The sequence below is a fragment of the Enterobacter sp. JMULE2 genome (assembly GCF_013337145.1).
Classification (GTDB): domain Bacteria; phylum Pseudomonadota; class Gammaproteobacteria; order Enterobacterales; family Enterobacteriaceae; genus Enterobacter; species Enterobacter mori.
The window spans coordinates 403,936-423,184 of sequence record NZ_SGWD01000010.1 but is presented as its reverse complement, the minus strand read 5'-3'; the positions used below and the strand labels follow the sequence as shown (position 1 = coordinate 423,184).

The 19,249-nt window shown below is 55.8% G+C and carries 17 protein-coding genes; 9 read left to right on the top strand and 8 right to left on the bottom strand.

Annotated features, from left to right (window positions below; translation table 11 throughout):
- Nucleotides 1-35: 35 nt before the first annotated feature.
- Nucleotides 36-1,091 carry an SDR family oxidoreductase gene (locus tag EXW94_RS02950; RefSeq protein ID WP_174339434.1) on the bottom strand — a complete coding sequence of 352 codons (1,056 nt, stop codon included), beginning with the start codon at nucleotides 1,089-1,091 and terminating at the stop codon, nucleotides 36-38.
- 97 nt (nucleotides 1,092-1,188) lie between these two features.
- Here EXW94_RS02950 and EXW94_RS02945 point away from each other — a divergent pair, with 97 nt between their 5' ends.
- Complete coding sequence (locus EXW94_RS02945) at nucleotides 1,189-2,085, top strand: LysR family transcriptional regulator (protein WP_174339433.1); 897 nt, start codon at nucleotides 1,189-1,191, stop codon at nucleotides 2,083-2,085.
- A gap of 7 nt (nucleotides 2,086-2,092) precedes the next feature.
- Here the strand turns inward: EXW94_RS02945 and umuC are convergent, their stop codons facing one another.
- The 3 genes from umuC to EXW94_RS02930 form a co-directional block, all read right to left on the bottom strand.
- The gene (gene umuC / locus EXW94_RS02940) at nucleotides 2,093-3,355 is read right to left on the bottom strand and encodes a translesion error-prone DNA polymerase V subunit UmuC (protein WP_010430484.1); all 1,263 of its coding nucleotides are present in this window, start codon (nucleotides 3,353-3,355) and stop codon (nucleotides 2,093-2,095) included.
- Nucleotides 3,339-3,773 (bottom strand): translesion error-prone DNA polymerase V autoproteolytic subunit, encoded by a 435-nt coding sequence (gene umuD, locus EXW94_RS02935; RefSeq protein WP_174339432.1) that lies wholly within the window; start codon nucleotides 3,771-3,773, stop codon nucleotides 3,339-3,341. The genes umuC and umuD overlap by 17 nt, the downstream gene beginning before the upstream one ends.
- A 133-nt stretch (nucleotides 3,774-3,906) precedes the next feature.
- Entirely contained in the window at nucleotides 3,907-5,430 is a 1,524-nt protein-coding gene (locus tag EXW94_RS02930) for a cyclic diguanylate phosphodiesterase (RefSeq protein WP_174339431.1), read from the bottom strand.
- 212 nt (nucleotides 5,431-5,642) lie between these two features.
- On the opposite strand from EXW94_RS02930, the gene EXW94_RS02925 reads away from it, so the two are divergent.
- Nucleotides 5,643-5,852, top strand: a complete 210-nt coding sequence (locus tag EXW94_RS02925; protein WP_174339430.1) for a hypothetical protein — start codon at nucleotides 5,643-5,645, stop codon at nucleotides 5,850-5,852.
- A gap of 37 nt (nucleotides 5,853-5,889) precedes the next feature.
- On the opposite strand, the gene EXW94_RS02920 is transcribed toward EXW94_RS02925, so the two are convergent.
- Nucleotides 5,890-6,756 carry an aldo/keto reductase family oxidoreductase gene (locus EXW94_RS02920; protein ID WP_108416892.1) on the bottom strand — a complete coding sequence of 289 codons (867 nt, stop codon included), beginning with the start codon at nucleotides 6,754-6,756 and terminating at the stop codon, nucleotides 5,890-5,892.
- A 143-nt stretch (nucleotides 6,757-6,899) separates the two neighbouring features.
- On the opposite strand from EXW94_RS02920, the gene EXW94_RS02915 reads away from it, so the two are divergent.
- Complete coding sequence (locus EXW94_RS02915; RefSeq protein WP_174339429.1) at nucleotides 6,900-8,558, top strand: methyl-accepting chemotaxis protein; 1,659 nt, start codon at nucleotides 6,900-6,902, stop codon at nucleotides 8,556-8,558.
- Between the two features lie 9 nt (nucleotides 8,559-8,567).
- On the opposite strand, the gene smrA is transcribed toward EXW94_RS02915, so the two are convergent.
- The gene (smrA, locus tag EXW94_RS02910) at nucleotides 8,568-9,131 is read right to left on the bottom strand and encodes a DNA endonuclease SmrA (RefSeq protein WP_108416890.1); all 564 of its coding nucleotides are present in this window, start codon (nucleotides 9,129-9,131) and stop codon (nucleotides 8,568-8,570) included.
- A gap of 355 nt (nucleotides 9,132-9,486) precedes the next feature.
- A complete protein-coding gene (locus tag EXW94_RS02905) occupies nucleotides 9,487-10,398 on the bottom strand; it encodes a LysR family transcriptional regulator (RefSeq protein WP_100166832.1) in 912 nt (303 codons plus the stop codon).
- A 175-nt stretch (nucleotides 10,399-10,573) separates the two neighbouring features.
- Between EXW94_RS02905 and EXW94_RS02900 the strand changes: the two genes are divergently transcribed.
- The 6 genes from EXW94_RS02900 to uspE all read left to right on the top strand — a co-directional run bounded on the left by EXW94_RS02900 (nucleotide 10,574) and on the right by uspE (nucleotide 17,740).
- Nucleotides 10,574-11,884, top strand: coding sequence for a M20 family metallo-hydrolase (locus EXW94_RS02900; protein WP_174339428.1), 1,311 nt, complete (start codon nucleotides 10,574-10,576; stop codon nucleotides 11,882-11,884).
- Nucleotides 11,884-13,329: a M20 family metallopeptidase gene (locus EXW94_RS02895; protein ID WP_174339427.1), complete on the top strand. Its 1,446-nt coding sequence runs from the start codon at nucleotides 11,884-11,886 to the stop codon at nucleotides 13,327-13,329. The genes EXW94_RS02900 and EXW94_RS02895 overlap by 1 nt, the downstream gene beginning before the upstream one ends.
- A 41-nt stretch (nucleotides 13,330-13,370) precedes the next feature.
- Nucleotides 13,371-14,897 (top strand): p-aminobenzoyl-glutamate transporter, encoded by a 1,527-nt coding sequence (gene abgT, locus EXW94_RS02890; protein WP_042714142.1) that lies wholly within the window; start codon nucleotides 13,371-13,373, stop codon nucleotides 14,895-14,897.
- A gap of 10 nt (nucleotides 14,898-14,907) precedes the next feature.
- Entirely contained in the window at nucleotides 14,908-15,423 is a 516-nt protein-coding gene (ogt, locus tag EXW94_RS02885) for a methylated-DNA--[protein]-cysteine S-methyltransferase (protein ID WP_042714140.1), read from the top strand.
- Between the two features lie 183 nt (nucleotides 15,424-15,606).
- Nucleotides 15,607-16,359 (top strand): fumarate/nitrate reduction transcriptional regulator Fnr, encoded by a 753-nt coding sequence (fnr, locus tag EXW94_RS02880; RefSeq protein WP_006174991.1) that lies wholly within the window; start codon nucleotides 15,607-15,609, stop codon nucleotides 16,357-16,359.
- Nucleotides 16,360-16,789: 430 nt separating this feature from the next.
- Entirely contained in the window at nucleotides 16,790-17,740 is a 951-nt protein-coding gene (uspE, locus tag EXW94_RS02870; RefSeq protein WP_010430440.1) for a universal stress protein UspE, read from the top strand.
- A 120-nt stretch (nucleotides 17,741-17,860) separates the two neighbouring features.
- On the opposite strand, the gene pntB is transcribed toward uspE, so the two are convergent.
- Nucleotides 17,861-19,249 (bottom strand): Re/Si-specific NAD(P)(+) transhydrogenase subunit beta, encoded by a 1,389-nt coding sequence (gene pntB / locus EXW94_RS02865; RefSeq protein WP_174339426.1) that lies wholly within the window; start codon nucleotides 19,247-19,249, stop codon nucleotides 17,861-17,863.

Sequence of the window (19,249 nt, the reverse complement as noted above, 5' to 3'; positions counted from 1 at the left end):
CAGCGTCCTGGCCTGCACCAGGACGCCCTGGTTCATCAGGGAATAATCCGCCCGGCTCTCAGCTGCGCAAACAGGCGGAAAAACATCTCATCGGTGGCCTGCATTTGCGTAAAGCCCGCCCTGCGTAGCTTGCTCCCGTCCCCAAACATGTCGTAATTCCAGCTAAAGACAAAATCGGCAAACTGCCCGTCGCTCAGTTGCAAAATATCCGCTTCCACCAGCCACTCTCCGGCAAGCTCGCGCCATACGCCGCGATAGTCGTTAAACAGCTGATGAAATGACAACCTCACCGGCGGCGCAGAGTCCAGTTCAAACCAGCGTGCGATGCGCGGCCACAGCTCGCTCCAGCGCCAGATATCGCCATTGTTCACGTTGAACGCCTGATTCTGTGCCGCAGGTGACGTGGCAGCCCACAGCGTTGCCTCGGCCAGCAGCCCGGCGTCGGTATGATCAACGATGCTGTGCCAGGTCTGTTCCGAACCGGGAAAACGCAGCGGTAAATCCAGCGCCTTGCACAGGGAGGCGTACAGGGCGATGCTCAGCGCAAGGTTCATGGCATTGCCCGGTACCGCACTCCCCACCACGCCCGGCCTGATGGCATTCCAGTGCCAGCGTTTTCCCCGCTGAAACTGGCTGAGCCAGGTGAGCTGCGCAGCGTTAAATTCGGCACCCGCTACGCCGGGATCGCTTTCCCGCGCCGGGGTTTTAAACGGCCCAAGATGCGCACCATAGACTTTGTACCCCTGCATCAGGCTTACCGTCTGTAGCGGTGCCGTTTTTTCGAGGGTGTTGACCAGATTACGCAGCATGGTGACGTTCGGCTCAACCATGTCTGTCCAGTTCGCCGCGTTCGCCCAGGCGCTGTAAAAAATGTGGGTGACACCGTTCAGGGCGTGCAGCGCCCGTGCAGTGTCCTGCGCATCCAGTAAATCGACGTTCACCAGGGGGATGCCGTCAGGATGAGACTCGGCATGGCGGCTAAGGCCGATCACCTTCCACTGATGGTGCAGAAGCGTGTTGACCAGCTGTCTGCCGACAATGCCGCTGACCCCCGCGACCAGGGCGACGTTGTGTTGCTGCATCTTATTCATGGTGTTTCTCCGGAATGGGTGACAGACGCAGTGTGATATATTATTTTTTCTGGAGATATCCCCTGAAACAGATGGCACTTATAAGCAGAATCATTAAATGAATAACAAGCTCAATGCCATTTCTACCTTTCTGCGCGTCGCTGAAGCGGGCTCGTTTTCTGCAGCCGCCCGGCAGACAGGTATTAAGCAGTCCGCCGTCAGTCAACAGATCGCGGCGCTTGAGGAATCGCTGGGTGTGGTATTGCTACACCGTACAACGCGTACGATGAAGTTGACCGAACAGGGTGAACGTTACCGGCGAGATATGCAGCTTGTGCTGGACGCCATGGGGGAAGCGGAGAGGCGTTTACATCCTGTCGATCATAGCGTTCAGGGACGCGTCCATGTCCAGTTACCGAGCGGCCTGGGGCAGATCATTTTGCCGCATCTGCTGGGGCTGCAGCGCCTGCATCCCGAACTGCAGCTGATGATTTCCCTGGATGACCGCCTTGCCGATCTGGTGACGGAAGGCGTGGATGTTGCGATACGGCTGAGCAGTGAGCCTCCGCAGGCGCACGCGGCTCGCGTGCTGGCGCGTATTGAAGCTGCGCTGTTTGCCGCTCCCGGCTTTCAGGCGGTACACGCCGTCAGCGAGCTGGCGACGCTGCCCCACGTACGGTTCAGCGGTATTCCGCTGGATGCCCCCCTGCGTCTGGTTTCTGGCGAGGAAACGGTCGAGATAAACGTGAATACCGTTTTCCGTGCCAATACCAGCGACGCGCTGCTGCAGGCGCTGGCGTCCGGCATTGGCATCGGCGGCCTGCAGCGACCGCTCGCGGCCCGCGCGCTGAAGGCGGGCACGCTGGTACCGGTACTGCCCGACTGGCGGCTACCCGATCGCTTCCTCTATGCCGTTTATCCTGACGCCCGCTTTATTCCGCAGCGCGTCAGAAAGGTCGTCAGCGTGATTGAGCAGTTACTGCCTGAGATCGCGACGCATGAAACCACAAAATAGTCGCCTTCTACTTCGCCACCGGCAAATCGGCGTACCGCGTCGTATAGGCCGGTGACAGCATCTCACGCTTCATCGCCCAGGATTTCTCAATCCCCTGCCCGGCGAACCATATCTTCCCTTTACCGGAATGATTTACGCTGTCAATCATTTCCATCAGCGCTGCGCTGTTGGCGCGCAGGCGATTATCGTCAAACAAATTAAGCTGGGCGACGCCGCTGCTGAAAAAGTCCGCCAGCATCACCCCGGCTTTCATATAGCGATAGCCGTCGAGCCATATACGCCCCAGCGCCTCCGTGGCGGCGCGGATGATATCGCGCGAGTCATTGGTGGGCGTCATCAGGGTGACAGAAGCCTGATTGCCGTAATAAATTTCGTTGTCAGCATGCGGGCTGGTGCGCACAAACACGCTGATAAAACGACAGTATTGATGCTCGCCGCGTAGTTTCTCTGCTGCCCGCTCCGCGTAGGCGCAAATCGCCTGGTGCATCTCTTCGTATTGCGTAATACGGTGACCAAACGAACGGCTACAGATAATTTGCTGTTTCGTGGGGGTGAATTCTTCAAGATCAAGGCACGGCTCGCCGCGAAGCTCGCGCGCCGTACGTTCCATTACCACGTTAAAATGTTTGCGAATGACCCAGGATGACGCTTCCGCCAGCTCCAGCGCCGTGGTAATGCCCATCGCGTTCAGTTTTTTCGTAATGCGCCGTCCTACCCCCCACACCTCCTCTACCGGAACCTTTTCCAGCAGTTTACGCTGCCGCTCGCGGCCTGAGAGATCGACCACGCCGCCCGTGCTGGCCCAGCGTTTCGCCGCATAGTTGGCCAGTTTCGCTAGCGTTTTTGTCGGAGCAATACCGACGCCAACGGTTAAGCCCGTATTTTTAAAGACCTGCGTGCGCATCTGGTGACCGAACGTTTCCAGCGACAGGCAGTGACTGACCCCTGAAACGTTCACAAATGCTTCATCAATGGAGTAGATCTCAATGGCCGGCGCGAGATCGGTCAGCGTCTGCATGACCCGACTGCTGAGATCGGCATACAGCGCATAGTTCGAGCTAAAGACGTAAACCCGCGACGGGTAGCGCTTTTCTTTGAATTTAAAATACGGCTCACCCATTTTTATGCCGAACTGCTTTGCCTCCCGCGACAGTGAAATAATGCAGCCGTCGTTATTGGACACTACCACGATGGGCTTCCCTTCCAGATCGGGGCGGAACACCCGCTCGCAGGAGGCATAGAAGCTATTTACATCAACCAGCGCGAACATGTTTATGCGTTTTGAGCGTGTGGGTGACGACGCCGAAGATCTGCAGCTCCTCTTCGGACTGAAAGGCGATCGGCTGATAGCGGACATTATGTGGCAATAGCCTCAGAACCGGGCGGGTCTGTAGCTCTTTCACCGTAAACTCACCGGCGACCGACGCCACGACGATATCCCCATGTTCGGCATTTAACGAACGATCCACCACCAGAAGATCGCCATCGCTAATTCCCGCCCCAATCATGGAGTCTCCGCTCACCTTGATAAAATAGGTCGCACTGGGGTGTCTCACTGCCAGCCGGTTAAGATCGAGACGATCCTCCACGTAATCCTGCGCCGGGCTCGGGAAACCACAGGCGACGCGTTCTAAAAATAACGGTAATTCAATGATTTGCTTTGGGTGATAAGAAAAGAGAGTGTCCATAATGCCTTTCTCGCCAGATACTGTATATAAATACAGTATTACGGATTATGGACAAGGATCAAGGTCATTTCCGGAGGCGAACCCAAACGCGTTGAAGTTTGAGCGGATTTAATTTAGCCATAGCCTGTACAAGTCACTCCACCATGACCTTCACCTTGGGTTTAGACAGCAAAATATGGATAAGCCCGGTAAAGGCGACCGGTCTAAAGAAGTAGTATCCCTGCTGGTATACGATGTTATTCCGGTTGAGATAGTCTAACTGCGCCTTCGTCTCAACGCCTTCCGCCACAATGCTGATGGAGAGCTTTCGCGCCAAATCCAATACGCAATCGAGGATCCGGGTGGAGTCCTCGTGTTCATTGACTCTGCTGACGAAGCTGTGGTCAATCTTGATGTAATCGATATGCAGATCGTGTAGATATGAGAGCCCGGAATAGCCGGTACCAAAGTCATCCAGGGCAATGGCAAAACCATTTTCATGGAGCACGTTCAGGGTCTGCACGAGGCGTTCATCAATATCCAGTGGCTCTCGCTCTGTCACCTCAATCACATGGTTTAAATCCTTTCTGACGAAGCTATTTTTATACTTCAGGCATTCGTCCACGAAGCCAGGCATCGCGATATGGGAAGCGCTGAAGTTAATCCCGATATGAAAACCTTCCGGAAGCTTACTGGAGATGGCATTCATTTGCGTCACCACCTGCGCCATCAGGCTTTGCGTGAGGGAAACAATCAGCCCCGATTTTTCAGCAATCGGAATGAATGCTCCCGGTGAAATATATCCCGCTTTGGGGTGCTTCCATCTTGCCAGTACTTCCACGCCCCGCAGCGTACCCTCCCTGCCGTTAACCACGGGCTGGTAAAACGGAATGATTTCTCTCTTCGCAATCGCACTGCGAAGTGTTTCTTCAGGAAGCGTGTGTTTGTTCAGGTACTTATACAGAACATAAGCCGCGATACCGGCAACCAGCAGTACGAAAAGGAGTATGCCGCCCCCCTGACGAAGCAGCCTTTGCGGGCTGAAAAAAGGCGCAGGGTTGTATCGGATGCTATAGGCGTATTGTTCAGAGTAAACCTGTCTGGCCTGACGTTCGCCGGGAGACGTGACGTGCAGTTCGCCAGAGGCGTCAATTGCGCTCCCGCCCACCGCTAATGAATAATTCACGTGCTTTAACGGCGTGCTTAACGCATCCCGGATATGGCGATCGGTGATCGTCACGATAATACGGTTTTCTGCAAACCGGGTCTGAAAGAGCAAAACCGGCTGCCCGTTTACCGTATCGCTTGCCGGAACAAGTAATAAGGGAGTATCGGGTAATGTATTAATATGCCGCAATAACACGCGATTTCCCGGCAGAGAGGAACACCAGGGCTGCCCCTGCCTGATGATGACGATGGTTCTGAGATGTGGCTGAAGCGCTGCCTCCGTACCCAGCTGGTACTGGCCTTCTGCATCGCACCCCTTGACGATAATTTCCGTCGCCGTTCGGGCGGCAACGCGCGCCTCGTCAAGAATGTCATTGATATCGCTTACAGCGTATCGGGCTCCCGACTGACTGTCGGCCCGTGCTGAATACCAGAGTTGAATATTGAGGATAAAAATACCCGCAATAAAAATGGCTACTGCTGCTGCGACAGGCACAAAAGCGTTACGCATCAACGTATCTACCCTACAGGGTTATGATTATAAATAGCATGGTCGACAATAATAAAAATAACCATGTTATCTTTAAATTAATGACTTACTTATGACTTACCGTGAGAGCTCAACTAAATCAATCACTATAAAACACTAATGATTGACTTTAAATTTAGACTAATGCATATTTTACAGCACAAATTAACAAGACTTTTTGGAGGACGTTTTCTATGCCAGCCCGTGATTATCCCGACAAACGCGTTGCTCGCGGTTTAGCAAAGGAGGCCGATCTCAGGATGTTAAGCGCCCGCATCGATCCCGACCTGATGGAGTACATCAGAACCACCGCCTATGAAACCCGCAAAAGTAAGCAAGAGATTGTGGCGGAAGCGTTAGCGCTTCACCGGCAGAATAACCAGATGACGCCTGCGGCAGACTAAGCCAGGGCTTCATCTGGCAGGCGGTATCTGTTTTCGCTTAATCCACCAGTGAATTCAGCGTGTCCAGCGCGTCCGGCGGTAACACCAGATCCCCGGCGGCAAGGTTTTGCCGGAGATGCGCCACGGAGGACGTTCCGGGGATCAGCAGGATGTTCGGAGAGCGTTGCAACAGCCACGCCAGCGCAACCTGCATTGCCGTTGCTCCCAGCGCATCCGCAACCGTCTGCAGCCCGGAAGATTGCAGCGGTGTGAAACCGCCCAGCGGGAAGAATGGCACCCAGGCAATCCCCTGCTGCGCAAGCGTATCCACCAGCGAATCATCACCGCGATTCACAATGTTGTACATGTTCTGCACGCACACCACGGACACCATTTTCTGCGCCTCGGCGACCTGAGAGGCCGTGACGTTGCTCAATCCAATATGGCGAACCAGCCCCTGCTGCTGTAGCTCAGCCAGCGTGGACAACGGTTCAGCGATCGATCCTTCCGCAGGACCGTGGGCGCTAAACATGATCCGCAGATTGACCACATCCAGTACGTCCAGCTGCAGGTTGCGCAGATTATCATGCACCGCCTGAGTCAATTCCTGCGCGGAAAAGGCCGGGAGCCAGGCACCTTTGTCGTCGCGGCGGGCGCCGATTTTGGTCACGATGGTCAGATCGTCCCGATAAGGATGAAGCGCCTCGCGGATCAGCTGGTTAGTCACGTGCGGGCCGTAAAAATCGCTGGTATCGATATGATTCACACCCGCGGCCACCGCTTCGCGGAGCACCTCCAGCGCGGCCTGCTTATCCTTCGGTGGGCCAAACACGCCCGGCCCGGCAAGCTGCATCGCGCCATAGCCCAGTCGTTTAACCGTTCGCGTGCCGAGCGCGTACGTTCCGCTTTTATCAATGCTGCTCATGTTGACCTTCCTCATAAAAATGATCCGGGTTTACAACAGGTTCCCGATCGGAGCCCTAAGTTAAGCACGAGTTAAATTAAAGTTTAAATTCTATACGACGATAGTATTGATGTACCTCTGCATCTCTCTAACGGACGACCGCTATGCTGAAAAATCTGCACGTGATTACCGGTATTATCTTTGCCCTCACCATATTCTGTCTGCTGCAAGTTGTCACGGGAGGGTTGTTCTACTCTGCCGTCAGCAACGATCGCCATAACTTCCAGAACTCCGGGGTGCTCAATGCCCAGCAGGAGAGCCTGAGCGACAGCGTCAATACGCTGATAAAAACGCGCGTTACCGTCACCCGCGTGGCGATCCGTTACCTGAAAAACCAGCGCGATCCTGCGTCCCTCGCGGCGATCAACAAGCTGTTAGGCACCGCCAATGACTCTCTGGCGAAAGCCGAAGCCTATAACAAAGCGTGGCAGAAAATGCCGCAGGTTAATGGCCAAAACGCGGCGTTAACCGAAGAGATGCAGAAATCCTGGAATCAAATGCACGAGGTGATGCGTCTGTCGATTGAGTATCTGCGCGCCGACAACTATCAGGCTTACGGTGATCTGGATGCCCAGCAGGCACAGGACGGCATGGAAACGGTCTATAACCGCTGGCGTGCCGAAAACAACACCCTGCTTAAAGCGGCGACACAGGAAAACCAGAGCAGCTTTACGCAGATGCAGTGGACGCTGGCAGGGATTTTCCTGGCCGTGATCGCCGTACTGGTCGTGATCTGGCAGGGTTTACAACACCTGCTGCTGAAACCGCTCAAAACCATCATGAACCACATCCGCACCATCGCGGGCGGCGATCTGACGCAAAACGTCGATATCTCTGGCCGCAATGAGATGGGACAGCTGGCGGCAGGCCTGCATGAGATGCAGCAGTCGCTGGTTAACACGGTCAGTGCCGTACGCGGGAGCACGGATTCGATCTATACCGGCGCGGGTGAAATTGCCGCCGGGAGCAACGACCTCTCGGCCCGTACCGAACAGCAGGCTGCCTCGCTGGAAGAGACGGCCGCCAGTATGGAAGAGCTGACCGCAACGGTTAAACAGAACTCCGATAACGCGCGTCAGGCTACGCTGCTGGCGAAAAATGCCTCAGAAACGGCCGCACGCGGCGGTCACGTCGTGGATAACGTGGTTCGCACGATGACCGAAATTGCCGACAGTTCGCAGCAAATCGCGCACATCACCGGTGTGATTGACAGCATCGCCTTCCAGACGAACATTCTGGCACTTAACGCGGCGGTGGAAGCCGCTCGCGCCGGGGAACAAGGCCGTGGCTTTGCGGTTGTCGCCGGTGAAGTCCGTACGCTGGCGAGCCGCAGCGCCCAGGCGGCGAAGGAGATCAAAGGACTGATTGAGAATTCCGTCAGCCGGGTCAACACCGGCTCTGAACAGGTGAGCGAGGCTGGTGCAACGATGAAAGAGATCGTCGCCGCAGTCACCCGCGTCACCGATATTATGGGCGAGATTTCGTCAGCCTCTGACGAGCAGAGCCGCGGTATTGAGCAGGTGAGCCTGGCCGTATCGCAGATGGACAGCGTAACGCAGCAAAACGCCGCGCTGGTGCAGGAATCCGCCACGGCCGCAGCGGCTCTGGAAGACCAGTCCGAGCAATTGCGTCAGGCCGTGGCCGCATTTCGCCTGAACGTGCAGGAAAGCGCCGCGCCGCGCGCCAAAAATGTGAAAACGCCGCAGCTGTTGCGCCCGGCAACGGCCAGCGCGTCGGGCGACAATCACTGGGAAACGTTCTAAGCCGTACCGCTAGCGGCTGCGCTTGGCGTGCCGCTCCCAGTTTTCCTGTTTCGCTTCGTCGGATTTTCGCAGCGAAACATAGCAAGCCCCGCTGCCGCCATGGTGCGGCAGCGCGACACAAAATGCCTGCACTTCCTCGAACTCGGTCAACCAACGCGCCAGATAGCTGCGCACCACATTAGGGTGTGACTTCAGCTCACGCCCTTTGCCGTGCACGATAATCAGATTGCGCAGCCCGTCACGACTCGCCTGCCGGATAAAAGAATACAGCATCTGGCGGCAGCGTTCGGCGGGCTGACGTAAGAGGGTTAAGCTGGCCTGACGGGAATATTTGCCGGAACGCAGCTTATCAATAACGCCCTGCTGAACCCCTTCGCGCTGGAACATGAGCGGCTCTTCAAGCGGCAGCAATTCCAGAAAACCCAGGGTCAGAAAGTTGTCGAGCTGTTCAGTATCAATGTCCTGGCGAGCCCGTGAATTACGGCTTTGCTGCCAGTGGATATCCGTGCAGCGTTTCAGGGGCTGAACATCTTCCATGGCGTCAAGAAAAAGGGATTTGTCGTCAGGGTTCATGGAAATCCTCCGGCTACATCTGGGCTTGTACTATACCTGCACCAGACAGGCGCCTCAATCACCCCTGCAGAATGCGGGGTGAGATACATATTATCCTGATGAATATATATAGCCATTATTAAAAATATTTAAATCAGACTTAACTAAAACTTCAGTAAAGTTAAAATAAGTGATTTGCGTTAAATTTTTATAAAATCAATCACTCGCCTGCCTTTCATTTTTCGGAAAAGATGTTATACCTAAATATACCTGCCTCATGGATATAATACTCAGGACTGGCAAAAGGATGTACTGCTGTGTGTACTATAGGGTCTGTCTGATGTCGGACAGATCCTGTTTTTTTATAATATGTATTTCACGCAACGACTATTTTTCTCGCTTCCCTTCTGAATTGCGTAATTAATGATTCGGCAAGGGGCGTCTGACGTGAATCACGGCGCTGAATTAAATAATAGGTTGCTTTAGGAAGCGACTCAACGACCGGCAGCATGACCAGACGGTGCGCCAGCAGCGGGTCACAGCCTAGCTCCTGCGGTAATATGCTTAAAAAATCACTTTGCGCGACAAGACTAATGCAGGAAGAAAAGGTTTCGCAGACGACACCAATTCGCGGTATTTGCGAGCGGTGGCTAAATACCTCTTCTAATTGCTTATAATAGCTTCCCCGCGGCGTCGGCATTGTCCAGTTATAATGCAAAAGTTCATTAATCGAGGTTGCCCCCGTAGCCGGATGCCCTTCCCGACAAAATACTGCAAACGGTTTTTCAAAGAGTTTTTCAAACGTAAATTCATGGTCGTAAGGCCCCTGGTAATAGGTATTGATGGTGAAATCCAGCTCCCCCTGGCGTAATTCATTGATCATCGACACCAGTTGCCCTTCCATAATTCGCACCTTGACCTGCGGATGTTGCGCATGAAAACGGGTGATGACGGCGGGCATCAGGCTTCGTGAAACGCTGGCCCCCATTCCGATGTTGATCTGCCCGGCCAGTTCGCCCTGCCGCTGACGGATATCATCCTGCGCCGCACGCAGCTCTTCCAGAATCAACCTGGCGCGCTGGTAAAAGCCCTCACCGCATTCGGTCAACGCGACGCCCTTACTCCTGCGCACGAAAAGCTGCGCCGCTATGCCCTCCTCCAGCTCTTTGATGGATTTGGTCAGCGCCGGTTGCGAAAGATTCAGCGTCCTGCTGGCACCGCGAATGCTGCCCTGACGCGCGACTTCAACAAACGCCCGGATTTGATGAAATTTAATCTGGAATGTCATAGCCCGACCGATAACCGTTGTTTATCAGAGTAAAGAAACTGTCATCTACTTTAATGGAAAGGGATGTGCGAGGGTAATTCCTGAACGGTTAAAACTGTGAAAAATCGGTTAGTGATAAGTAAAAACTATCGCAGCGTGAAGCAGTTCACATATTTTAATGATGACAGGAACAGATATGGACACACTGGCGCAGTACATCCAGACATTATCCCCGCAGCTGAGCGCATGGCGTCGTGATTTTCACCATTTCGCGGAATCCGGCTGGGTAGAGTTTCGTACCGCCGCGAAAGTCGCGGAAATCCTGGACTCGCTGGGTTACGAACTGGCGATGGGTCGTGACGTGGTCGATGCCGAAAGCCGGATGGGGTTGCCCGATGCCGCGACTCTGGCGCGTGAGTTTGCCCGCGCGCGGGCGCAGGGCGCGACTGAGAAATGGCTGGCGCCGTTTGAAGGCGGGTTTACCGGCATTGTGGCGACCCTCAATACCGGGCGTCCTGGTCCAACCCTGGCGTTTCGCGTCGACATGGATGCCCTTGATTTAAGCGAAGCGCTGGATGAAAGCCATCGCCCGTTCCGCGACGGGTTTGCCTCCTGCAACGCGGGGATGATGCACGCCTGCGCGCACGACGGCCACACCACCATTGGTCTGGGGCTGGCGCAGGTGCTTAAGCAGAATGAAGCACAGCTCAACGGCACCCTCAAGCTGATCTTCCAGCCTGCCGAAGAAGGCACCCGCGGCGCGCGCGCCATGGTTGCCGCCGGGGCGCTGGACGACGTGGACTATTTCACGGCCATCCATATTGGTACCGGCGTCCCTGCCGGAACGACGATCTGCGGCAGCGATAACTTTATGGCCACCACCAAGTTCGACGTGAACTTTACCGGCGTGGCCGCACACGCGGGCGGTAAACCGGAGGACGGACGTAACGCCCTGCTCGCCGCCGCGCAGGCCTCCCTCGCCCTGCACAGCATCGCCCCGCACAGCGAAGGGGCCTCCCGGGTGAACGTCGGCGTGATGCAGGCGGGCAGCGGACGCAACGTGGTGCCCGCCAATGCCCTGATCAAGGTTGAAACGCGCGGCGAAACCGAAGCCATTAACCAGTATGTCTTTGAACGCGCGCAGGCGGTCATTACCGGCGCGGCGGCGCTCTACGGCGTGCGCGCCGAGATGCGCCTGATGGGTGCCGCGACCTCCAGCGCGCCGACGCCGGCGTGGGTGGATTATCTGCGCGAACAGGCGAGCCAGGTGTCCGGGGTTGTTCACGCCATCGATAAGGTGAAGGCGCCAGCAGGCTCCGAAGACGCCACGCTAATGATGGCCCGCGTGCAGGAGAACGGCGGCATGGCCTCCTATATGGTGTTTGGAACCGATTTGAGCGCCGGACATCACAACGAAAAATTCGACTTCGATGAGCAGGTCATGACCATCGCCATTGAAACGCTGGCGCGAACTGCGCTCAATTTCCCGTGGACGCGAGGTGTGTAATGCAGGAGAACTACGCTTTTATTGCCGATGCGATCGACACGCGATGTCGGACGTTAACCGATATTGCCGACGCGATCTGGGATCGCCCTGAAACCCGCTTTGAAGAGTTCTGGTCCGCCGAACGGCTCGCCAGCGAGCTGGAGGCCGAGGGCTTCACGCTGACGCGCGAGGCTGGCGGTATTCCCAACGCGTTTATCGCCAGCTTCGGCAGCGGGAAACCGGTTATCGCCCTGCTGGGCGAATACGACGCGCTGGCTGGGTTAAGCCAGCAGGCGCACTGCGCCACCGCGCAATCCGCCACGCCGGGGGCAAATGGCCACGGCTGCGGGCATAACCTCCTGGGCACCGCGGCGCTGGCGGGCGCGGTGGCGGTGAAAAGCTGGCTGGAGGAGCACGGCGGCAGCGGAACGGTGCGTTTTTATGGCTGTCCCGGCGAGGAAGGCGGTTCCGGGAAAACCTTTATGGTGCGCGAAGGTCTGTTTGATGACGTTGATGCCGCCGTCACCTGGCATCCGGAAGCCTTCGCCGGGATGTTTAACGTCAGCACGCTGGCGAATATTCAGGCCGCCTGGCGTTTTCACGGCGTGGCGGCGCACGCGGCCAACTCACCCCATCTGGGACGCAGCGCGCTGGACGCCGTGACGCTGATGACCACCGGCACCAACTTCCTCAACGAACACATTATCGAAAAAGCGCGCGTCCATTACGCCATTACCGACACTGGCGGGATTTCGCCCAACGTGGTGCAGGCGCAGGCTGAGGTGCTGTACCTGATCCGCGCTCCGGAGATGGCCGATGCGCAGCAAATCTACGAACGCATCGAAAAAATCGCCCAGGGCGCGGCGATGATGACCGAAACCACCGTCGAGTGTCGCTTTGATAAAGCCTGCTCAAGCTATCTGCCAAACCGCACGCTCGAGGCGGCGATGTATCGCGCCCTGCAGCACTACGGCACGCCGCTCTGGACGGAGGAAGAACGCGCCTTCGCCCGCGAGATCCGCGCCACCCTGACGCCCAACGATCTGCAGAACAGCCTGAAAAATATTGCCGCAACGGGTGGCGACGCGGGGAAAGCCTTTGCCCGTCGTCATCAGGATACGCTGCTGGTGGATGAAGTCGCCCCCTATGCCATCACCGACAACGTGCTGGCGGGTTCAACCGACGTGGGCGATGTCAGTTGGAAAATGCCGGTCGCCCAGTGCTTCAGCCCCTGCTTTACCGTCGGCACGCCGCTGCACACCTGGCAACTGGTGGCGCAGGGGCGTACCTCTATTGCCCACAAAGGCATGCTGCTGGCGGGAAAAGTGATGGGTGCGACCGCGCTCAATCTGCTGCAGGACGCAGCGCTGCTGAAAAAATGCCGTGAAGAGTTCGAACAACAATTACATGAAAAACCGTACGTGTGTCCGATCCCTCAGTACGTGACACCGTCACCTTTAAAATAAAAAAACACAACACAACAACACAACACTCCCGAGGAACGCCCATGAGTATGTCATCCATACCTTCGCATTCCCCATCCGGTAAGCTCTATGGCTGGGTTGAGAGGATCGGCAATAAAGTGCCGCACCCTTTCCTGCTTTTTATCTATCTGATTGTGATTTTGATGGTCGCCACCGCCGTACTCTCCGCCTTTGACGTGAGCGTGCGCAGTCCGGCTGACGGCAGCCTGGTGGCGGTGAAAAACCTGCTCAGCGTTGACGGGCTGCACTGGTTTTTACCCAACGTGATTAAAAACTTCAGCGGTTTCGCCCCGCTGGGCGCCATTCTGGCGCTGGTGCTGGGCGCCGGGCTGGCGGAACGCGTGGGCTTGCTGCCCGCGTTAATGGTGAAAATGGCGTCCCACGTCAGCGCGCGCTACGCGAGCTACATGGTGCTGTTTATCGCCTTCTTCAGCCATATCTCCTCCGACGCCGCGCTGGTGATCATGCCGCCGATGGGGGCGCTGATTTTCCTCGCCGTCGGGCGTCATCCCGTGGCGGGCCTGCTGTCTGCGATTGCGGGCGTGGGCTGTGGATTCACCGCCAACCTGCTGATCGTCACCACCGACGTGCTGCTCTCTGGCATCAGCACGGAGGCGGCGAAAACCATCGATGCGGCAATGCACGTCAGCGTGATCGACAACTGGTACTTTATGGCCAGCTCGGTGATTGTCCTGACGATTGTTGGCGGGCTGATTACCGATAAGATCATCGAGCCGCGGCTGGGTAAATGGGAAGGCCGTAGCGATGAAAAGCTGGAAACCCTGAGCAAAGAGCAGCGCTTCGGCCTGCGCGTAGCTGGCCTGGTCTCGCTGGCCTTTATCGCCCTGGTGGCGCTGATGGTGGTGCCGGAAAACGGCATATTGCGCGATCCGGTTAAACATACCGTCCTGCCGTCGCCGTTTATTCAGGGCATCGTGCCGCTGATTATCCTCTTCTTCTTTGTCGTCTCGCTCGCCTACGGTATCGCCACCGGCAAAATCCGCCGTCAGGGCGATCTGCCGCAGCTGATGATCGAGCCGATGAAGGAGATGGCGGGTTTTATTGTGATGGTATTCCCGCTGGCGCAGTTCGTGGCGATGTTTAACTGGAGCAACATGGGCAAGTTTATGGCCGTGGGCCTGACCGACGCGCTGGAGGCAGCCGGGTTAAGCGGCGTACCGGCGTTTGTCGGCCTGGCGCTGCTTTCATCGCTGCTGTGCATGTTTATCGCCAGCGGCTCCGCCATCTGGTCGATTCTGGCACCGATCTTCGTGCCGATGTTTATGATGCTGGGCTTCCACCCGGCTTTTGCGCAGATCCTGTTCCGTATCGCAGACTCCTCGGTCATTCCACTGGCGCCGGTTTCACCGTTTGTTCCGCTGTTTTTAGGCTTCCTGCAGCGCTATAAACCAGAGGCCAAACTGGGTACCTACTATTCGCTCGTCTTGCCTTATCCGCTTATCTTTTTAGGGGTATGGCTGGTGATGTTGGTGGCGTGGTATCTTGTCGGCCTGCCGATTGGACCGGGAATATACCCGAGGCTGAACTAAAGGAATGAGGATGCTGAGATTACTCGAAGATAAGATTGCGACGCCGCTGGGGCCGCTGTGGGTTATCGCCGATGAGGCGTTCAATCTGCGCGCCGTCGAATGGGAAGAGCACAGCGACCGCATGGAAGAACTGCTGAACATTCATTATCGCGCTGAGGGTTTTGAGCGTATCAGCGCCACCAATCCGGGTGGGCTGAGCGACAAGCTTGCGGCGTACTTCGAGGGCGATCTCAGCATCATTGATACTCTGCCAACCGCCACGGCAGGCACGCCTTTTCAGCGCGACGTATGGCAGGCCCTGCGGTCGATACCGTGCGGGCAGGTCATGCATTATGGTCAGCTCGCAGAGCAGTTAGGCCGTGCGGGCGCGGCGCGCGCAGTGGGGGCCGCAAACGGCTCCAACCCGGTCAGCATCGTGGTGCCCTGCCACCGCGTGATTGGCCGCAACGGCACCATGACGGGCTATGCCGGTGGCGTGCAGCGAAAAGAGTGGCTACTGCGCCATGAAGGGTATCTTTTGCTGTAGAAACCAGGCTTTTAGTGCTTAATTTTCTTCCGGTTAGGGTAAAAATCCATAAGCAATTTGTGGAATTTCAAGAAGATGGCGACACATTGTCGCCACTTGTCCTTATTGAGGGTTTGCCAGGCTTACGTACTTACCAAAAAGATGTTAAAATTGACCAATATCAATTAAGGCTTGAGCAAACCTATGATCCCGGAAAAGCGAATTATACGACGCATTCAGTCTGGCGGTTGTGCTATCCATTGCCAGGATTGCAGCATCAGCCAGCTCTGTATCCCGTTTACCCTGAATGAGCATGAACTCGATCAGCTTGATAATATCATCGAGCGTAAAAAGCCTATTCAGAAAGGGCAGACGCTGTTTAAAGCGGGAGACGAACTGAAATCGCTCTATGCTATCCGTTCTGGCACCATCAAGAGCTACACCATCACCGAACAGGGTGATGAGCAGATCACCGGCTTCCATCTGGCGGGCGACCTGGTGGGCTTTGATGCTATCGGCACGGGTCATCACCCGAGCTTTGCTCAGGCGCTCGAAACCTCAATGGTTTGCGAAATTCCATTTGAAACGCTGGACGATCTGTCCGGTAAGATGCCTAACCTGCGTCAGCAGATGATGCGTCTGATGAGCGGTGAGATCAAAGGCGACCAGGACATGATCCTGCTGCTTTCCAAAAAGAATGCAGAAGAGCGCCTGGCCGCGTTTATCTACAACCTCTCCCGCCGTTTCGCGGAACGTGGTTTCTCGCCGCGTGAATTCCGACTGACGATGACGCGTGGCGATATCGGTAACTACCTGGGCCTGACCGTTGAGACCATCAGCCGTCTGCTGGGACGTTTCCAGAAAAGCGGCATGCTGGCGGTTAAAGGTAAGTACATCACCATCGAAAATGGTGAAGCGCTGGCGGTTCTCGCCGGGCACGCCCGCAACGTCGCATAACATCCCCGAATGATTCATGCCAGTTTCGTACATTTTCGTGATGACGGGACTGGCATTTTACATTGCCCTTTTCAACCGCTCCCACTCCCCGGTCTGCGCCTGGCACGTTCCCGTTGAGGTTATGATTTGAGAGAAAGTTTATTTTTCGTTTCAGTCGTTATTGCCTCAATCACCTTCATATTCATCTGGATCATGCTTGTCGGCCCTATGAAGGGAGAGGAAAAGACCTATGTGCAGGATTCAACGACCTTTGCGATAGCGGTGATGGTGCTGCTGTTGATTGCGTTTATCGCGGTGACATCCACCGTGCTTTTCCTCTGATAAATTTTCATGAATTATTGATCTGGCAAAAGCTCCCCTCTGTTTCATTCAGGATATATAGGTTACTCTTTTAATTACAGACTGTGGTGACAGTAGTAAGGAGACCTGTATGGCCAAGTATCAAAACATGCTGGTAGCTATCGATCCGAATCAGGACGATCAGCCAGCATTACGACGTGCTGTGTATTTACATCAACGGATTGGTGGCAAAATCAAAGCGTTTTTGCCGATCTATGACTTCTCGTATGAGATGACCACCCTTCTGTCGCCTGACGAGCGCACCGCGATGCGTCAGGGCGTGATCGGCCAGCGTACCGCGTGGATCCGTGAACAGGCGAAATATTACCTGGAAGCGGGTGTTCCTATTGATATCAAAGTGGTCTGGCATAACCGACCTTTCGAAGCCATTATCCAGGAAGTTGTTGCCGGTGGGCACGACCTGCTGCTGAAAATGGCGCACCAGCATGACAAGCTGGAATCCGTGATCTTCACCCCTACCGACTGGCATCTGCTGCGTAAATGTCCTTGTCCGGTCTGGATGGTAAAAGACCAGCCGTGGCCTGAAGGCGGAAAAGCCGTCGTGGCAGTAAACCTCGCGAGCGAAGAGGATTACCACAATTCGCTGAACGAGAAGCTGGTGAAGGAAACCATCCAGCTTGCCGAACAGGTCAATCACACCGAAGTGCATCTTGTGGGCGCGTATCCGGTCACGCCGATTAACATTGCCATTGAGCTGCCTGAATTTGACCCGAGCGTCTATAACGACGCGATCCGCGGTCAGCACTTGCTGGCGATGAAAGCGCTGCGCCAAAAATTCAGCATTGATGAGAAAATGACGCACGTTGAAAAAGGTCTGCCTGAAGAGGTGATCCCGGATTTAGCGGAACATCTTCAGGCGGGGATTGTGGTACTGGGAACCATCGGGCGCACCGGTATTTCAGCCGCGTTCCTCGGCAATACCGCCGAACAGGTGATCGACCATCTGCGCTGCGACCTGCTGGTCATTAAGCCGGATGAGTTCCAGACGCCGGTGGAGTTGGATGACCCGGAAGACGATTAACCCCCAACGCCCGGCGGCGCAGGCTTGCCGGGCCTACAAAATCGTAGGCCGGGTAAGCGTCAGCGCCACCCGGCAATAAAAAAACCGCCGGATTCGGCGGTTTTTTCGTTTCAACGCAACTTACAGCGCTTTCAGAATCGCATCCACGCTGGCTTTGGCATCGCCAAACAGCATGTGGGTGTTCTCTTTGAAGAACAGCGGGTTCTGAACGCCTGCATAGCCGGTATTCATGGAGCGTTTAAACACAATCACGTTCTGTGCTTTCCACACTTCCAGAACCGGCATACCGGCGATTGGGCTACGCGGATCGTCCTGCGCCGCCGGGTTAACGGTGTCGTTAGCGCCGATGACCAGCACGGTGTCGGTGTCGGCGAAATCATCGTTGATCTCGTCCATTTCCAGCACGATGTCGTAAGGCACTTTCGCCTCCGCCAGCAGCACGTTCATGTGGCCTGGCAGGCGACCTGCCACCGGGTGGATACCAAAGCGAACCTTGATACCGCGCGCGCGCAGCTTCTCGGTGATTTCCGCAACCGGATACTGCGCCTGCGCCACCGCCATGCCGTAGCCCGGGGTGATGATCACGGAATGCGAGTTTTTCAGCATATCCGCAGTGTCTTCCGCGCTGATTTCACGGTGCTCACCCACTTCCTCATCGGAACCGGTCGAAGAGCCGTCTGAACCAAAGCCACCGGCAATCACGCTGATGAACGAACGGTTCATCGCCTTACACATGATGTAAGACAGGATCGCCCCCGAAGAACCCACCAGCGCACCGGTGACGATCAGCAGGTCGTTGCTCAGCATAAAGCCTGCCGCCGCTGCCGCCCAACCGGAGTAGGAGTTCAGCATCGAGACAACCACTGGCATATCCGCACCACCGATGGACGCCACCAGGTGCCAGCCGAACGCCAGCGCAATGATGGTCATCACCAGCAACGCCAGCACCTGCAGGCCTACGCTTTCGGTACGCACGAAGACCACCAGCAGCACAAATGAGACCACCAGCGCCACCAGGTTCAACTTGTGACGGTTTGGCAGCATCAGCGGCTTAGAGGAAATTTTCCCGCGCAGCTTGCCGAACGCCACAATCGAACCGGTGAAGGTCACCGCACCGATAAAGATACCGAGGAACACTTCCGTCAGGTGAATGTTCACCAGAATCGGTTCCAGGCCCGGTTCGTGATACAGATAGCTGTTGAAGCCCACCAGCACCGCTGCCAGACCCACGAAGCTGTGCAGAATCGCAACCAGCTCCGGCATCTCGGTCATTTCAACGCGTTTTGCCAGGCGAATACCAATTGCGCCACCGATAATCATCGCCACCAGGATCCACGCAACGTTGCCGGTGTCCGGCCCGAAGATGGTGGCAATCAGCGCAATTGCCATCCCGGCGATACCAAAGTTATTCCCCTGCTGAGACGTTTCGTGTTTGGAAAGTCCCGCCAGACTGAAAATAAACAGGATTGCAGCAACAATGTATGCGGCTGTCACTAATCCTCCAGACAT

Excerpts from the sequence above, each read along its gene's own strand:
- EXW94_RS02950 (WP_174339434.1), bottom strand. The coding sequence starts at position 1,091 with ATGAATAAGATGCAGCAACACAACGTCGCCCTGGTCGCGGGGGTCAGC.
- EXW94_RS02915 (WP_174339429.1), top strand. The coding sequence starts at position 6,900 with ATGCTGAAAAATCTGCACGTGATTACCGGTATTATCTTTGCCCTCACC.
- EXW94_RS02920 (WP_108416892.1), bottom strand. The coding sequence starts at position 6,756 with ATGAGCAGCATTGATAAAAGCGGAACGTACGCGCTCGGCACGCGAACG.
- smrA (WP_108416890.1), bottom strand. The coding sequence starts at position 9,131 with ATGAACCCTGACGACAAATCCCTTTTTCTTGACGCCATGGAAGATGTT.
- EXW94_RS02945 (WP_174339433.1), top strand. The coding sequence starts at position 1,189 with ATGAATAACAAGCTCAATGCCATTTCTACCTTTCTGCGCGTCGCTGAA.
- abgT (WP_042714142.1), top strand. The coding sequence starts at position 13,371 with ATGAGTATGTCATCCATACCTTCGCATTCCCCATCCGGTAAGCTCTAT.
- EXW94_RS02930 (WP_174339431.1), bottom strand. The coding sequence starts at position 5,430 with ATGCGTAACGCTTTTGTGCCTGTCGCAGCAGCAGTAGCCATTTTTATT.
- EXW94_RS02925 (WP_174339430.1), top strand. The coding sequence starts at position 5,643 with ATGCCAGCCCGTGATTATCCCGACAAACGCGTTGCTCGCGGTTTAGCA.
- uspE (WP_010430440.1), top strand. The coding sequence starts at position 16,790 with ATGGCCAAGTATCAAAACATGCTGGTAGCTATCGATCCGAATCAGGAC.
- umuC (WP_010430484.1), bottom strand. The coding sequence starts at position 3,355 with ATGTTCGCGCTGGTTGATGTAAATAGCTTCTATGCCTCCTGCGAGCGG.
- fnr (WP_006174991.1), top strand. The coding sequence starts at position 15,607 with ATGATCCCGGAAAAGCGAATTATACGACGCATTCAGTCTGGCGGTTGT.
- EXW94_RS02905 (WP_100166832.1), bottom strand. The coding sequence starts at position 10,398 with ATGACATTCCAGATTAAATTTCATCAAATCCGGGCGTTTGTTGAAGTC.
- EXW94_RS02900 (WP_174339428.1), top strand. The coding sequence starts at position 10,574 with ATGGACACACTGGCGCAGTACATCCAGACATTATCCCCGCAGCTGAGC.
- umuD (WP_174339432.1), bottom strand. The coding sequence starts at position 3,773 with ATGGACACTCTCTTTTCTTATCACCCAAAGCAAATCATTGAATTACCG.
- pntB (WP_174339426.1), bottom strand. The coding sequence starts at position 19,249 with ATGTCTGGAGGATTAGTGACAGCCGCATACATTGTTGCTGCAATCCTG.
- EXW94_RS02895 (WP_174339427.1), top strand. The coding sequence starts at position 11,884 with ATGCAGGAGAACTACGCTTTTATTGCCGATGCGATCGACACGCGATGT.
- ogt (WP_042714140.1), top strand. The coding sequence starts at position 14,908 with ATGCTGAGATTACTCGAAGATAAGATTGCGACGCCGCTGGGGCCGCTG.